Origin of the sequence: Streptomyces chengmaiensis (assembly GCF_029846775.1) — a bacterium.
GTDB lineage: Bacteria > Actinomycetota > Actinomycetes > Streptomycetales > Streptomycetaceae > Streptomyces > Streptomyces chengmaiensis.
In genome coordinates, this window is record NZ_JARWBG010000070.1 from 1 (window position 1) to 13,923 (window position 13,923).

10 protein-coding genes are annotated in these 13,923 nt (G+C 72.1%); 8 read left to right on the forward strand and 2 right to left on the reverse strand.

Annotation, left to right across the window (positions count from 1 at the left end):
• Nucleotides 1-437: 437 nt before the first annotated feature.
• Together QCN29_RS33050 and ptsP are read left to right on the forward strand one after the other, a co-directional pair.
• Nucleotides 438-887, forward strand: a complete 450-nt coding sequence (locus tag QCN29_RS33050) for a PTS sugar transporter subunit IIA (protein WP_279932785.1) — start codon at nt 438-440, stop codon at nt 885-887.
• 78 nt (nt 888-965) lie between these two features.
• Complete coding sequence (gene ptsP / locus QCN29_RS33055; RefSeq protein ID WP_279932786.1) at nt 966-2,636, forward strand: phosphoenolpyruvate--protein phosphotransferase; 1,671 nt, start codon at nt 966-968, stop codon at nt 2,634-2,636.
• 84 nt (nt 2,637-2,720) lie between these two features.
• Here the strand turns inward: ptsP and QCN29_RS33060 are convergent, their stop codons facing one another.
• Both QCN29_RS33060 and QCN29_RS33065 read right to left on the reverse strand, forming a co-directional pair.
• Nucleotides 2,721-3,683: a hypothetical protein gene (locus tag QCN29_RS33060; protein WP_279932787.1), complete on the reverse strand. Its 963-nt coding sequence runs from the start codon at nt 3,681-3,683 to the stop codon at nt 2,721-2,723.
• Between the two features lie 136 nt (nt 3,684-3,819).
• Nucleotides 3,820-5,838: an acetoacetate--CoA ligase gene (locus QCN29_RS33065; RefSeq protein WP_279932788.1), complete on the reverse strand. Its 2,019-nt coding sequence runs from the start codon at nt 5,836-5,838 to the stop codon at nt 3,820-3,822.
• Nucleotides 5,839-6,179: 341 nt separating this feature from the next.
• Between QCN29_RS33065 and QCN29_RS33070 the strand changes: the two genes are divergently transcribed.
• The 6 genes from QCN29_RS33070 (at nt 6,180) to glpK (ending at nt 13,903) form a co-directional block, all read left to right on the forward strand.
• Nucleotides 6,180-8,573 carry a glycoside hydrolase family 31 protein gene (locus QCN29_RS33070; RefSeq protein ID WP_279932789.1) on the forward strand — a complete coding sequence of 798 codons (2,394 nt, stop codon included), beginning with the start codon at nt 6,180-6,182 and terminating at the stop codon, nt 8,571-8,573.
• A 9-nt stretch (nt 8,574-8,582) separates the two neighbouring features.
• Complete coding sequence (locus tag QCN29_RS33075) at nt 8,583-9,542, forward strand: M15 family metallopeptidase (RefSeq protein ID WP_279932790.1); 960 nt, start codon at nt 8,583-8,585, stop codon at nt 9,540-9,542.
• Between the two features lie 34 nt (nt 9,543-9,576).
• A complete protein-coding gene (locus QCN29_RS33080; RefSeq protein ID WP_279932792.1) occupies nt 9,577-10,053 on the forward strand; it encodes a Zn-ribbon domain-containing OB-fold protein in 477 nt (158 codons plus the stop codon).
• A complete protein-coding gene (locus tag QCN29_RS33085; RefSeq protein WP_279932793.1) occupies nt 10,050-11,345 on the forward strand; it encodes a lipid-transfer protein in 1,296 nt (431 codons plus the stop codon). Before QCN29_RS33080 ends, QCN29_RS33085 begins: the two co-directional genes overlap by 4 nt.
• Before the next feature lie 224 nt (nt 11,346-11,569).
• Nucleotides 11,570-12,331, forward strand: a complete 762-nt coding sequence (locus QCN29_RS33090; protein ID WP_240138592.1) for an MIP/aquaporin family protein — start codon at nt 11,570-11,572, stop codon at nt 12,329-12,331.
• Between the two features lie 18 nt (nt 12,332-12,349).
• Nucleotides 12,350-13,903 (forward strand): glycerol kinase GlpK, encoded by a 1,554-nt coding sequence (gene glpK, locus QCN29_RS33095; RefSeq protein ID WP_279932794.1) that lies wholly within the window; start codon nt 12,350-12,352, stop codon nt 13,901-13,903.
• The last annotated feature ends 20 nt before the right edge of the window (nt 13,904-13,923 follow it).

The window sequence follows — 13,923 nt, forward strand, 5'->3', positions numbered from 1 at the left end:
GGGTATCAACATATCTGGCGTTGACTTTTGGCACGCTGTTGAGTTCTCAAGGAACGGACGCTTCCTTCGTACTCACCCCGACCAACCGGTCCAGGCTTTCCTCCGGGCGCTTCCCTTCGGTGTTTCCGTACTCTATCAGGCTTTTCCGGCCTCTCTGACCATCAACCCGCAGGCATGCGGAAATGGAATCCAGGAGTAGGATCTGCACTCGATAGTTGCCGCCGACCTTCGACTCAATGTCGCGTTGGGGTCAGGCAGGGGTACGACAGTACATGCCGCCGAGACACGAGGCAAATCGTTTCCGGTGCGTCCCAAGAGCCGCCAACCAGTACCAACTGCGCGGAACTGGGACTTCCTATGACCTACCCTTCTGAACAGTGTGTCGTCGCAGGACAGGCGTGACGACACCGTACGATTCTCCGCCCCTGGGAGGCCCCATGACCACAGTGACGTCCCCGATCGCCGGACGTGCCATCGGACTCGCGGCTGTGCCTGATCCCGTCTTCTCCGGTGCGATGGTCGGCCCCGGCACCGCAATCGACCCGGTGCGCGAGCCCTCGGAGGCCGTCGCCCCGGTGGACGGCATCGTCGTCTCCCTGCATCCGCATGCGTATGTAGTGGTCGACGGCCAGGGGCACGGTGTGCTGACGCACCTGGGCATCGACACCGTCCAGCTGAACGGCGAGGGCTTCGAGCTGCTCGTCAGCAAGGGCGACACCGTGCAGCGCGGACAGGCCGTCGTGCGCTGGGACCCGGCGGCAGTCGAGGCCGCCGGCAAGTCGGCCATCTGCCCCGTCGTGGCTCTTGAGGCCACGGCCGACTCCCTCTCCGGTCTCCGTGAGGACGGCGATGTGAAGGCGGGCGACGAGCTCTTCGGCTGGAGCTGACGTCGCTGCCGCGAGAGTGCGGCGAGCGGGACATCCATCGCGGCGGCCCGGGGCCGCCCCTCAATCGGAGACGGTGAAATGGAGACAACGCTGCGAGGCGTCGGCGTGAGCCACGGTGTGGCGATCGGCGAGGTGCGGCACATGGGCACGGCGGTGCTGGAGCCGCCGGCGAAGCAGATTCCGGCGGAGGACGCGGAGCGCGAACAGGGGCGCGCCCGCAAGGCCGTCGAGGCCGTTGCCGCCGATTTGATCGCCCGGGGCAATCTCGCCGGCGGCGAGGCACAGGCGGTGCTCGAGGCACAGGCCATGATGGCGCAGGACCCGGAGCTCCTGGCCGATGTGGAAAGGCGCATCGCGGTCGGCAGCACAGCCGAGCGGGGCGTGTACGACGCGTTCGCCACCTACCGCGAGATGCTGGCGGGCGCGGGCGAGTACATGGCCGGGCGCGTGGCCGACCTCGACGATGTGCGGAACCGGATCGTGGCTCGGCTGCTGGGCGTGCCGATGCCCGGGGTACCGGACAGCGACGAGCCGTATGTGCTGATCGCACGGGACCTCGCTCCGGCGGACACCGCCCTGCTGGACCCGGCGCTGGTGCTGGGCTTTGTCACCGAGGAGGGCGGGCCGACCAGCCACAGCGCGATCCTGGCGCGTGCGCTGGGCGTCCCCGCCGTGGTCGCGCTTCCGGGCGCCGGTGAACTGAGCGAGGGCACCGTGGTCGCGGTGGACGGCAGCACCGGCGACGTCCATGTGGACCCGAGCGCCGAGAAGCGGGCGGAGCTGGCGAAGGCCGCGGAGGAGCGGAAGGCGGCGCTGGCCGCCGCCACCGGCCCTGGCGCGACGTCGGACGGGCACAAGGTGCCGCTGCTGGCCAATGTGGGCGGTCCCGGCGATGTGGCGGCCGCGGTGGAGGCCGGCGCGGAAGGCGTGGGCCTGTTCCGCACGGAGTTCCTGTTCCTTGACGACAGCAAGCAGGCGCCGTCCGAGGAGAAGCAGGTCGACGCCTACCGGAAGGTGCTGGAGGCGTTCCCCGAGGGCCGGGTGGTCGTGCGGGTGCTGGACGCGGGCGCGGACAAGCCGCTGGACTTCCTGACGCCGGCGGACGAACCGAACCCGGCGCTGGGCGTGCGCGGGCTGCGCACGCTGCTGGACCACCCCGAGGTGCTGCGGACCCAGCTGACGGCGCTGGCCAAGGCCGCCGAGGGACTGCCCGTGTACCTCGAGGTCATGGCGCCGATGGTCGCGGACCGTACGGATGCCAAGGCGTTCGCGGACGCGTGCCGGGCCGCGGGCCTGGACGCGAAGTTCGGGGCGATGGTGGAGATTCCGTCCGCCGCACTGCGGGCGCGCGCCATTCTGCAGGAGGTGGAGTTCCTGTCGCTGGGGACGAACGACCTCGCGCAGTACACGTTCGCCGCCGACCGTCAGGTGGGTGCGGTGTCGCGGCTGCAGGATCCGTGGCAGCCGGCGCTCCTGGATCTCGTGGCGCTGTCTGCCGAGGCCGCCAAGGCCGAGGGCAAGAGCTGTGGTGTGTGCGGTGAGGCGGCCTCCGATCCGCTGCTGGCGTGTGTGCTGACGGGGCTCGGTGTGACGTCGCTGTCGATGGGCGCCGCGTCGATTCCCTATGTGCGGGCGACGCTCGCCAAGTACACGCTCGCTCAGTGCGAGCGCGCTGCCGCGGCCGCGCGGGCCGCGGACACGGCGGAGGGCGCCCGTGCGGCGGCCCAGGCCGTGCTGTCCGGCGAGTAGCCGAACAGCACGGGCTCTGACGACGCCGCGGAGCCAGGAGTTCGGAAGGGGCTTCCCGCCCTGCGCGGGGAGCCCCTTCGGGCTTCACCTGTGGGGATCGGGGTCATCCGGTGAGGTGACCGGGAAGCCGGGGCAGTATTCGACTCCCGGCTCCGGGGAGAGCGGTTCGCCGGTGGCCGCGTCGGTGCAGTAGGCGCTGAAGACCTCGCCCGCGGTCAGGGGGATCAGCGTGCCCTGGCGGAGCCGCCAGCCGTGGAGCCGGTCGGGGGTGTCGGCGTTGCTGGTGCGCAGGACGATTCCGCCGGTGGTTTCCAGGGCGATGCCGACGGCGAGGACGGCGGCGAACTCGGCGGCCTCCGCCGGGTCGACTGCGGCCGCCGCCCGTTCGCCGTCGGGTGCGGGAGCGGCCGGGGAGGCGGCGGACGAGTCGGCGTGGAGGACGGCGAGGAGCTGTTCGTCCGGTGCGGAAACGCTGCATACGAGGTGGTGGCTGCCTGCGTCGGCCCTGTCGAGCAGGCGCATGAGGGTGTGGGAGGCGCGCTGGAGGGCGGCTCGGCCGATGTCCTGGCCGCAGTCGGCGCACGCGCCGAGGCCGGCGAGCAGTTCGGTCGCGTACTCCTGCGTGGCCTGGCGCACCGCTGTGTCGATCAGTACGGGCAGCAGTGCGGTGAGCGGCTCTCCGGTGTAGCGGATGGAGACGGTGTGGCCTGCGACGTCGGCCGTGAAGCGACTGCGGCTGACGGGTGAGTCGGGGTCGAGGCCGGTTGCGTCGCAGTAGTCGGCGAAGTCCTCCGGGTCGAACAGGGCTACGGCGGTGTGCCGTTGTCGCCGGGCGAGGCTGCGCAGAAGGTCGTCGGCTGCTTTGAGGTAGTCGGTATGGTCGTCGAAGGCGAAGGTGCGGTACTGGCGCATCGCGCTGAAGTCCTGCTCGTCGGCCAGGACGGCGACGAGGCCGGGGACTTCACGGCGCAGGCCGCGCCTCCTTTCCGCCCTGGGCCCGGATGCTTCCGCCCTCTTCGCCGGGCCGGTGTTCCTGGTGTGCGCCATGGTGGTCTCCCCCGCTGCTCCTGGTCGATCTGGTGTGACTCACCGTAGCGGCCGGCACTGACAACGCGGGGTCGGCCAGTCCGCGGACTCCTGGGCAGGCGCCTTGCGCGGCGGCGGGCGGCAGGGCGTTGAGAGCCTATCCGCGGTTCTGGCTTCGGCGGGTGCGGGCCAGGTCCTCGTAGAACCGCAGCAGTTCGAGGTTGTCGACGGAGCCGGGGTTGACGGCCTTGTCGACGGGCGTCCCCTGCAGCAGACGCTTGACCGGGACCTCGATGCGCTTGCCGGTGAGCGTGTGCGGAATGCCGGGCGCCTCGATGACGTCGTCCGGCACATGGCGCGGTGAGAGCTGCTCGCGGATGGTCTGCTTGATCCGTGCGCGCAGCGCGTCGTCGAGCGTCGCGCCGGGTGCGAGGTGGACGAAGAGCGGCATCCAGTACCCGCCGTCCGCCTCCTCCAGGCCGATGACGAGCGACTCCTTGATCTCCGGGAGGCGTTCCACCGCTTCGTAGATGTCGGCGCTGCCCATGCGGACGCCCTGCCGGTTCAAGGTGGAGTCGGAGCGGCCGTGGATGACGACGGAGCCGCGTTCGGTGACGGTGATCCAGTCGCCGTGCCGCCAGACGCCGGGGAACATCTCGAAGTAGCTGTCGCGGTAGCGGCTGCCGTCCGGGTCGTTCCAGAAGCGGATCGGCATGGAGGGCATGGGGTTGGCGACGACGAGTTCGCCGACCTCGCCGATCAGCGGCTTGCCCTGGGGGTCCCAGGACTGCAGATCGGTGCCGAGGCACGCGGCCTGGAGCTCGCCGATGTGCACGGGCAGGGTGGGCACCGCGCCGGCGAAGCAGCTGCAGACGTCGGTGCCGCCGCTGACCGAGGCGATCCAGAGGTCCTGGCCGGCGTCCGCGAACTCGTCGTGCAGCCAGCGGAATCCATCGGGCGGCAGCGGCGAGCCGGTGGTGGCGACGCAGGTCACCCGCGACAGGTCGTAGTCGGCCGCCGGGTGGACGTCCGCTTTGCGGCAGGCCATGACATAGGCGGCGGAGGTGCCGAAGACGGTGGCCTTCGTGTCCGCGGCGACGCGCCACTGCGCACCGGTGTCGGGGTGGCCGGGGCTGCCGTCGTAGAGGACCACCGTGGTGCCGGTCAGCAGGCCGGAGACGAGGAAGTTCCACATCATCCAGCCGGTGGAGGTGTACCAGAAGAGCCGGTCCCCGGGGCCGAGGTCGTTGTGGAGCCCGAGCTGCTTGAAGTGCTCGAGCAGGATGCCGCCCTGGGACTGGACGATGGCCTTGGGCAGGCCGGTGGTGCCGGATGAGTACAGCACCCACAGCGGGTGGTCGAAGGGGACCTGCTCGAAGACCGGTTCGGCGTCCCCCGCGGTGACGTCGGACCATTCCAGGGCGCCCTCGGGGGCCGCGGCGCCCAGCAGCGGGACATGGATCACTGCGCGCAGGGAGGGCAGTTCGCGGCGGAGTTCTGCGACGGTCCCGGTGCGGTCGTGTTCCTTGCCGCCGTAGCGGTAGCCGTCGACGGTGAACAGCACGACGGGTTCGACCTGCTGGAAGCGGTCGAGGACGCTGCGGGCGCCGAAGTCCGGCGCGCAGGAGGTCCATACGGCGCCGACGGCGGCGGTGGCGAGCAGCGCGGTGACCGCCTGCGGGATGTTCGGAAGGTAGCCGCTGACCCGGTCCCCGGGGCGTACTCCGAGGGCGCGCAGCCGTGCGGCGAGCGCGCCGACCTGACGGCGCAGCTCGGCCCAGCTCACCGGGGCCGGCTGGTGTGTCTCGTCCACGTGCAGCAGGGCCGGCTCCTGGGCGCGCGCCGGTTCCTCGGCGGTGCGCAGGGCGTGCTCGGCGTAGTTCAGGGCAGCCCCGGGGAACCAGCGGGCCCCGGGCATCTCGCGGTCGGCGAGGACGGTCTCGTACGGGCTGGAGAACCGCACCTCGAACCAGTCGGCGACCGCGCGCCAGAAGGATTCGAGGTCCTCGACGGACCAGCGGTGCAGCGCGGGGTAGCCGCCCTCGGCCGGCGCGCCGTGGCGCTCGGCGGCCCAGGCCTGGAACCGGGAGATCCGGGCGGAGGCGATCCGCTCGGCGCCCGGCTGCCACAGAGGGGCAGGATTCGCGTCTGAGGTCGCTGGTGTCGCTGAGGTCATGGGGCGGCTCCCGGATGGCTTGCTGGCTGTACGCGGTGTGTGCGTCCGGCTCGCGCACGTGCGGGGTGTGCGCGGGCGCGGCTGACAGGACGATGCCATGTGATCGTCCTTCGCACCAGGGCTTCCCGGGTGGGGTGAGGCCCGGTTCCGGACAGGGGCAGGGCGGGGGCCCGGGCGGGGTGCCGGCCGGTCCCCGGCGAAGTCCCGGAGGGGGCTCGGAGGGGGCCGCCCGGGGAAGAAGTGGTCTCGCCACGGGTGAACGGGAGTTGAACAATCCCCGCGTGGACTCGGCCTGATGGCAGGGTGAGCTGGGTGGACGGCAGTGGACGGTGGTGGGCGGCGTGGACGGTCGTGATCTGGTGCGTTCGGTGAGGGCCATGGGGACGGTGCGGGGGCTGCGTGCGGCGCGTTCGGCGTGGCGGCAGCGCAGAACGGACGCGGAGGGGCTGCCGGCCCGCGGCCCGGAGCGGGCACGCGTGCCCGGGGCGGTGCAGGGGGCGGAGCCGCTCCCCGGAGGCGGCGTCATCCGGTTCGCCCGTTCGGAGCTGCGCATCCAGGTGGCGGAGGGCGGCATGGTCTTCTGGGGGTGGGACGGCGCGGCCCCTGAGCCGTCGTACGCGCTGGACGGCGTCCCTCCGGCCCCCGACCCCCGGGTGGAGCTGGAACCGGACACGGACGACGGCTGGCGGCTGGTCTCGGAGCGGTTCACGGTCCGGGTCTTCCGGCACGGCGCGGTGGAGGTCCTCACACCCGGCGGGATCGTGCTGCGCCGCGATCTGCCGCCACGCTGGTGGGAGCCTGTGCGGGGCGGTCCGGCGCGCTGGCTGCAGCGGAGCGAGACGCCTGCGGACGCGCGGTTCTTCGGGCTCGGCGGGCGGGCGTCGGGGCCGCGGCTGCGCGACGGCGTGTACCGCCTGTGGAACACCGACCCGAAGAAGGCCTTCCGGCCGGCGGACGATCCGCTGTACCTCACCATGCCGGTGCAGTTCACCGTGGCCGACGCGGGCACGCATCTGGCGTTCCACGACAACTCCTGGGAGGGGCGGGTCACGCTCCGCGAGGGCGAGGAGGGCGCGGGGTCCGGGCATGACCGGCCGGGTTCGGCGGAGGTGCGGATGGACGGCGGTCCGCTGCGCTGCTGGGTGATCGTGGGCACCCCCGCGCGCGTGCTGGCCGGCTGGACGCAGCTCACGGGCAGGCCGGCCGTGCCGCCGTCCTGGGCGCTGGGGCCGCAGCACGCGCGGTGGGGCTTCGGCAGCGAGCGGGAGGTGCGGCGGATCGTCGCGGGCTACCGGGAGCGGGGCCTGCCGCTGTCTGCGGTCCATCTGGACATCGACCACTATGACGGCCATCGCGTCTTCACCGTGGACCGGGAGCGGTTTCCCGGCCTCCCGGGGCTGGCGAAGGAGCTCGGGGAGGCCGGAGTGAAGCTGGTGTCGATCGTGGACCCGGCGGTCAAGGCGGAGCCGGGCAATGCCGTGTACGACAGCGGGGTGGCGGCCAACGCGTTCGTACGGGACGGGCGCGGGCGCGAGGTGCGCGGCGTGGTGTGGCCGGGCGACTGCGTCTATCCGGATTTCACCGATCCCGGCGCGCGCAGGTGGTGGGGCGGGCTGTACGAGGAGCGGCTGGCGCAGGGGTTCAGCGGTGTGTGGCACGACATGAACGAGCCGGTGTCTTTCACGCCGTTCGGGGACATGACGCTGCCGCGGTCGGCGCGGCATGTGCTGGAGGGGCGCGGCGGCGACCATCGGGAGGCCCACAATGTGTACGGCCTGGCGATGGCACGTGCCGGATACGAGGCGCTGCGCCGACTGCGCCCGAACGAGCGGCCGTTTCTGTTCTCGCGGTCCGGCTGGGCGGGGCTGCAGCGGTACGGGGGCACCTGGTCGGGCGATGTGGCCACGGGCTGGCCGGGGCTGCGCGCGTCGCTGTCGCTGGCGCTGGGGCTCGGGCTGTGCGGGGTGCCGTACTCGGGGCCTGACGTGGGTGGTTTTGACGGGCGGCCGTCGCCCGAACTGTATCTGCGCTGGTTCCAGCTGGGGGCGTATCTGCCGCTGTTCCGCACCCATGCGGCGATAGACGCGGGCCGCAGGGAGCCGTGGGAGTTCGGCGACGAGGTCCTTGAGCATGCGCGGGCTGCCCTGGCCGAGCGGGAGCGGCTGCGTCCGTACTTCGTCACACTGGCGCATCTGGCGCGGATGACGGGGGCGCCGTATGCGCGGCCGGTGTGGTGGGACAGTCCGGAGGACCGGGTGCTGCGGGACTGTGAGGACGCTTTTCTGCTCGGGGAGGCACTGCTGGTGGCTCCGGTGCTGGAGCCCGGTGCGGACCGGCGGGCGGTGCGGCTGCCGCGGGGGCGCTGGTACGACACGGCGACCGGGCGGGCCTACGAGGGTCCCGGGCAGGTGCTCGTTCCGGCGCCGCTCTCCCGGATTCCGGTGCTGGCGCGGGCGGGGGCGGTGATCCCGGTCTACGGGGTGGGTGACGGGGGCGAGGAGCGGCTGGAGCTGGAGGTGTGGGCCCCGGCGGCGGGGCGCACGGGGGGTGGTGTGGTGGTGCCCGACACCGGCGACGGGTGGGTCCGCGCCGTCGCGGAGCGTTATGCGTCCCGCCGGGTGGACGGACGGGTCGTCGTCGACCGCGTCACTTCGGGCGGACGGGCGGAGCCCCGCCGGCCGGTGCGGGTGCGGGGACTCGACGAGCCGGGGGCGGGCGGCGCGGTCGATGGGTAGAGGGTGCACATGACACGACGCTCCGGCCCCGGCTTCCCTCGCTCCACCGCCTTCCCTCGCCTCCCTCGCCTGCTTCGGTCCCTTCGGTTCCGGGGTGCGCCGTCACACCGGCGCACCGCGGTCGCGGCCGCCGTGGTGTCGGCCGCGCTGCTGGCGACCGTGGCCGCGGCCCCGCCTGTGCCGGCCGTTCCGGGACCCCAGGTCCGAGCGGAGCGTTCGGCTCGTCATGAGCCCCGCGCCCCCGAGCAGTTCGTGGCACTGCGCACGGTGGCCCCGACGATCATCCAGGAGATGCGGTACACGACCGTGCACAACTTCACGGGCGTGCGGGTGGACGGTTACCGGCAGCCCGTGTGCATCCTCACCCGGCCCGCCGCACAGGCACTGGCCAGGGCGCAGCGGGCTCTGCTGCGCCGGGGGCTCTCGCTCAAGGTGTACGACTGCTACCGGCCGCAGCGGGCCGTCGACCATTTCGTGAGATGGGCCGAAGACCTCGACGACGAGGGCATGAAGGCGGAGTTCTATCCGCGTGTCGACAAGTCGCGCCTGTTCGCGGACGGCTACATCGCCGCGAAGTCGGGGCACAGCAGGGGCAGCACCGTGGATGCGACACTCGTCGAGCTGCCCGCGCTGCCTACGCGCCCGTATGTGCCGGGAGAGCCGCTCGTCCCCTGCTACGCGCCGCGGTCCGAACGCTTCCCTGACAACTCCGTCGACATGGGCACGGGATTCGACTGCTTCGACACGCTCTCGCACACCGCCGATCCGAGGATCACGGGCGGGCAGCGTGCCCGTCGAACACTGCTGAAGGCCGTTCTGGAAAGGGAGGGTTTCGTCAACCTCCCCGAGGAGTGGTGGCACTTCACCTATCGGCAGGAGCCGTTCCCGGACACGTATTTCGACTTCCCGGTCGCATGGAGGTCGCTCCGCGGTCTCGTCGTGGAGCATGCGCGCATGGCACACTTCTGACACTTCGTCAGTTACGGCTGTCCGGGGAGGGCCCGTGAGGCGCACGCCCGTCGTCGACGGTTGGTTCTCGCAGGCGTGCCCGGAGGGGGCGGATCCGGACTTCCGGCTGCTCGGCACGCGCTGCACCGCCTGCGCGGCGGTGTTCTTCCCCCCGGAGGAGTCCTTCTGTCGCAATCCCGCCTGTGCGGGGGGCGGACTGGTGCGGGTCCCGCTGTCGAAGCGGGGGCGGGTGTGGTCGTACACGGACAGCCGCTACCGGCCCCCCGCGCCGTACCTCTCGGACCCGGCCGCCGAGTGGGAGCCGTACACGATCGTCGCCGTCGAGCTCGCGGCGGAGCGGATGGTGGTCCTCGGGCAGGCCGCCCCGGGCGTCGGGGTCGAAGCCCTGGAGGTGGGGATGGAGGTCGAGGTCGTCCCCGGCGTCCTCTACGAGGACAAAGACACGGTGTGGACGACGTGGCACTGGCGTCCCCTGTACGGCGGAGTACCCGCCCCGGAGGCCGGGTCATGAGCGGGGACATCGCCGTCCTGGGGGTGGGGATGCACCCCTGGGGCAAGTGGGGGCGCAGCTTCGTCCGGTACGGAGTCGCCGCGGCCCGGGACGCTCTCGCGGACGCCGGGCTGGAGTGGCGGCAGGTGCGGTCGGTCGTCGGCGCGGACACGGTGCGGTGCGGCTACCCGGGGTACGTGGCGGGAGCGACGTTCGCCCAGGCGCTGGGCTGGCAGGGCGCGCGCGTGGCGAGCGTATACGCGGCCTGCGCCTCCGGCGCCCAGGCGATCGCCGCGGCACGCGCCCAGATCCTGGCCGGGCTGGCCGACGTGGTGCTGGTGGTGGGCGCCGACGCCGCCCCCAAGGGCTTCTTCGCGCCGGCCGGCGGCGAACGGCCCGACGATCCCGACTGGCTGCGCTTCCGGGTCCTCGGTGCGACCAACCCGGCCTACTTCGGGCTGTATGCGCGCCGCCGCATGGCGTGCTACGGCGACAGCCCGGACGACTACGCGCGCGTGAAGGTCAAGAACGCGGCCGCCGGGGCGCACAACCCCAACGCCCGCTACCGCAGGGCCGTCTCCGCCGAGGAGGTGGCCGCCTCCGCGGTCGTCGCCGATCCGCTGCGGCTGCTCGACATCTGCGCCACCTCCGACGGAGGGGCGGCGCTGGTGCTGTCCGGCATGGACTTCGCCCGTCGGCACGGGGCCGCGGACCCGGTGCGCATCCGGGCGGTGTCCACGGTCACCCCGGTCTATCCGAAGACGGTGCTCGACCTGCCGGACATCGCCACCGACTCGGGCGTCGCCAGCGCCTCGGGCGTCGCCACCGACTCGGACATCGCCACCGCCTCGGCTGCCGACGTCCCGGCCGTCGACCGCCCGGCCGTCGACCGCCCGGCCGTAGCGGCAGAGACGCCGCCCGCCGTCGATTCGTTCCGGGCCTCGATCGCCCGCGCCGCCTACGAGGAGGCGGGCATCGGCCCCGAGGACCTGTCTCTCGCCGAGGTGTACGACCTCTCCACCGCGCTTGAACTCCAGTGGTACGAGGACATCGGCCTGTGCGAGGAGGGCGAAGGCGCCTCGCTGGTGCGCGAGGGCGTGACCGCGCTCGGCGGACGCCTGCCCGTCAACCCGAGCGGCGGCCTCGCCTCGTTCGGCGAGGCGGTGCCCGCGCAGGCCATCGCCCAGGTCTGTGAGCTGACCTGGCAGCTGCGCCGCGCGGCGGGACGGCGGCAGGTGGCCGGGGCGCGTGTGGGGATCACCGCGAACCAGGGGCTCTTCGGGCATGGCTCGGCCGTCGTGGCACTCCGCTGACACGCTCTCCGGGCGCTCGCCCGGCGCTCTCCCGGCGGATCTCAGGCTTACCGCCGGTACAACCCGGCCGCCGCCTGAACTGCGTTTGTCGCAGGCGTCCTTGACGCCCCACGGCCACCGGTGAACACTGCCTGTTCGTCGGTAACACCGAAGCGCCATGAGCAAGCATCTCCTGCACGGACGACGGCCCGGGCCGAGCCTCGGGCGAGAGCCTAGGAGCCGCCATGAGCAACGGGGACATCTTCGTCGGCGAGGTCATCGGCACCGGTCTGCTGATCCTGTTCGGCGCGGGCGTCTGCGCCGCCGTCACCCTCCACCGCTCCAAGGCCAGGGCGGCCGGCTGGGTCGCCATCGCCTTCGGCTGGGGTCTGGGGGTGATGGCGGGCGCGTACACGGCCGCGCCTCTTTCGGGAGGGCACCTCAATCCGGCGGTGACGCTCGGCCTCGCCGTGGACACCGGGGAGTGGGGCAAGGTACCGCTCTATGTCGCCGCACAGCTGACGGGTGCGGTCCTCGGCGCCGTACTGGCCTATCTGGTGTACTTCGCACAGTTCCGGGCCAATGCCGACGAGGAACATGCACAGCCGACGCTGGGGATCTTCGCAACGGGTCCGGAGGTCCGCAGCCCCGCCGCCAATGTGCTGACCGAGGTCATCGCCACGGTCGCGCTCGTGCTGCCGATCCTCGCCTTCGGCAGGAACGCGGGCATCGGCGTCGGCCAGATCCCCGGCCAGCAGGCCGGGATCTACGGCTCGGGCATCTCGATCCTGCTGGTGGCTCTGCTGGTGGTGGGCATCGGCCTGTCGCTCGGCGGGCCGACCGGCTATGCCATCAACCCGGCGCGCGACCTCGGGCCGCGGATCGCGCACGCACTCCTGCCGATCCCCCGCAAAGGGACGTCCGACTGGAGCTACGCATGGATTCCCGTCGCTGGCCCTGCCGTCGGCGGACTCCTGGCCGGGCTCATCTTCAACGCAGCCTTCTGAGGGGAGCGGACGACACAGATGTCGACGGACAGCACGGTGCGGACGGACCGATTCGTCGCGGCCATCGACCAGGGCACCACTTCCAGCCGGTGCATCATCTTCAGCCAGGACGGCGCGATCGTCGCCGTCGACCAGCGCGAGCACCGGCAGATCTTCCCCAAACCGGGGTGGGTGGAGCACGACGCCACCGAGATATGGACCACGGTGCAGGCCGTGGTCGCCGGGGCGCTCGCCCGGGCGGGGTTGCAGGCGGGGGCGCTGAGCGCGCTGGGCATCACCAACCAGCGTGAGACGACGCTCCTGTGGGACCGGGCCACGGGCGCGCCGGTGCACAACGCCATCGTCTGGCAGGACACCCGCACCGCGGCGATATGCCGTCGGCTGGGCGGCGAGGTCGGCCAGGACCGCTTCCGCGATGCGACGGGGCTGCCGCTGGCCAGCTACTTCTCCGGACCCAAGGTCGCCTGGCTGCTGGACAGCGTGCCGGGGCTGCGCGGCCGGGCCGAACGCGGTGAGATCGCCTTCGGCACCATGGACTCCTGGCTGATCTGGAACCTCACCGGCGGCGTGGAGGGCGGCGTGCATGTCACCGACGTCACCAACGCCTCGCGCACGATGCTGATGAACCTCTCCACTTTGCAGTGGGACCCGGAGATCCTCCAGGCCATGAACATCCCGGAGGCGATCCTTCCGGAGATCCGGTCCTCCGCCGAGGTGTACGGGACGGCCGTGGGCCCGCTGGCGGGGGTGCCGGTCGCATCCGCCCTGGGCGACCAGCAGGCGGCGGTCTTCGGGCAAGCCTGCTACGACGCGGGCACGGCCAAGAACACCTACGGCACGGGCAGCTTCCTGCTGCTCAACACCGGGTCCAGGCCCGTGCCGTCCAAGAGCGGACTGATCACCACGGTGGGGTACAAGATCGGCGACGCGCCGCCGGTGTACTGCCTGGAGGGCTCCATCGCGATCACCGGGGCCCTGGTGCAGTGGTTCCGTGACCAGCTCGGCATCATCCGCAGCGCCGACGAGATCGAGTCGCTGGCGGCCGGCGTGGAGGACAACGGCGGCGCGTACATCGTGCCCGCGTTCTCCGGTCTGTTCGCCCCGTACTGGCGCTCCGACGCACGTGGCGTCATCACCGGGCTCACCGGATACGTCACCAAGGCGCATCTCGCCCGGGCCGTGTTGGAGGCCACCAGCTGGCAGACCCGCGAGGTCGTGGAGGCGATGTACCAGGACTCGGGCGTGCCCATCAGCACCCTGAAAGTGGACGGCGGCATGACGGCGAACAAACTGCTCATGCAGCATCAGGCCGATGTGCTGGGCGTGCCGGTGATCCGGCCCAGGGTCTCCGAGACGACCTGTCTGGGGGCCGCCTATGCGGCGGGGCTCGCCACCGGCGTCTGGTCGGGACTCGACGAGCTGAAGACGCAGTGGCAGCCGGACGCGGAGTGGACGCCGCGCATGGAGGCGGGGGTGCGGGAGCGCGAGTACGCCAACTGGCGCAAGGCGGTCGAGCGGAGCTTCGGCTGGGAGGAGGTCCCTCAGGAGGGCGGCGCCGACGCCGGGGCATGAGCGAGCTCACGGCTCGTACC

Bases quoted from the DNA above. Each gene is read 5' to 3' on its own strand.
- QCN29_RS33050 (WP_279932785.1), top strand. From the start codon at position 438: ATGACCACAGTGACGTCCCCGATCGCCGGACGTGCCATCGGACTCGCG.
- QCN29_RS33060 (WP_279932787.1), bottom strand. From the start codon at position 3,683: ATGGCGCACACCAGGAACACCGGCCCGGCGAAGAGGGCGGAAGCATCC.
- ptsP (WP_279932786.1), top strand. From the start codon at position 966: ATGGAGACAACGCTGCGAGGCGTCGGCGTGAGCCACGGTGTGGCGATC.
- QCN29_RS33085 (WP_279932793.1), top strand. From the start codon at position 10,050: ATGAGCGGGGACATCGCCGTCCTGGGGGTGGGGATGCACCCCTGGGGC.
- QCN29_RS33075 (WP_279932790.1), top strand. From the start codon at position 8,583: ATGACACGACGCTCCGGCCCCGGCTTCCCTCGCTCCACCGCCTTCCCT.
- QCN29_RS33090 (WP_240138592.1), top strand. From the start codon at position 11,570: ATGAGCAACGGGGACATCTTCGTCGGCGAGGTCATCGGCACCGGTCTG.
- QCN29_RS33065 (WP_279932788.1), bottom strand. From the start codon at position 5,838: ATGACCTCAGCGACACCAGCGACCTCAGACGCGAATCCTGCCCCTCTG.
- glpK (WP_279932794.1), top strand. From the start codon at position 12,350: ATGTCGACGGACAGCACGGTGCGGACGGACCGATTCGTCGCGGCCATC.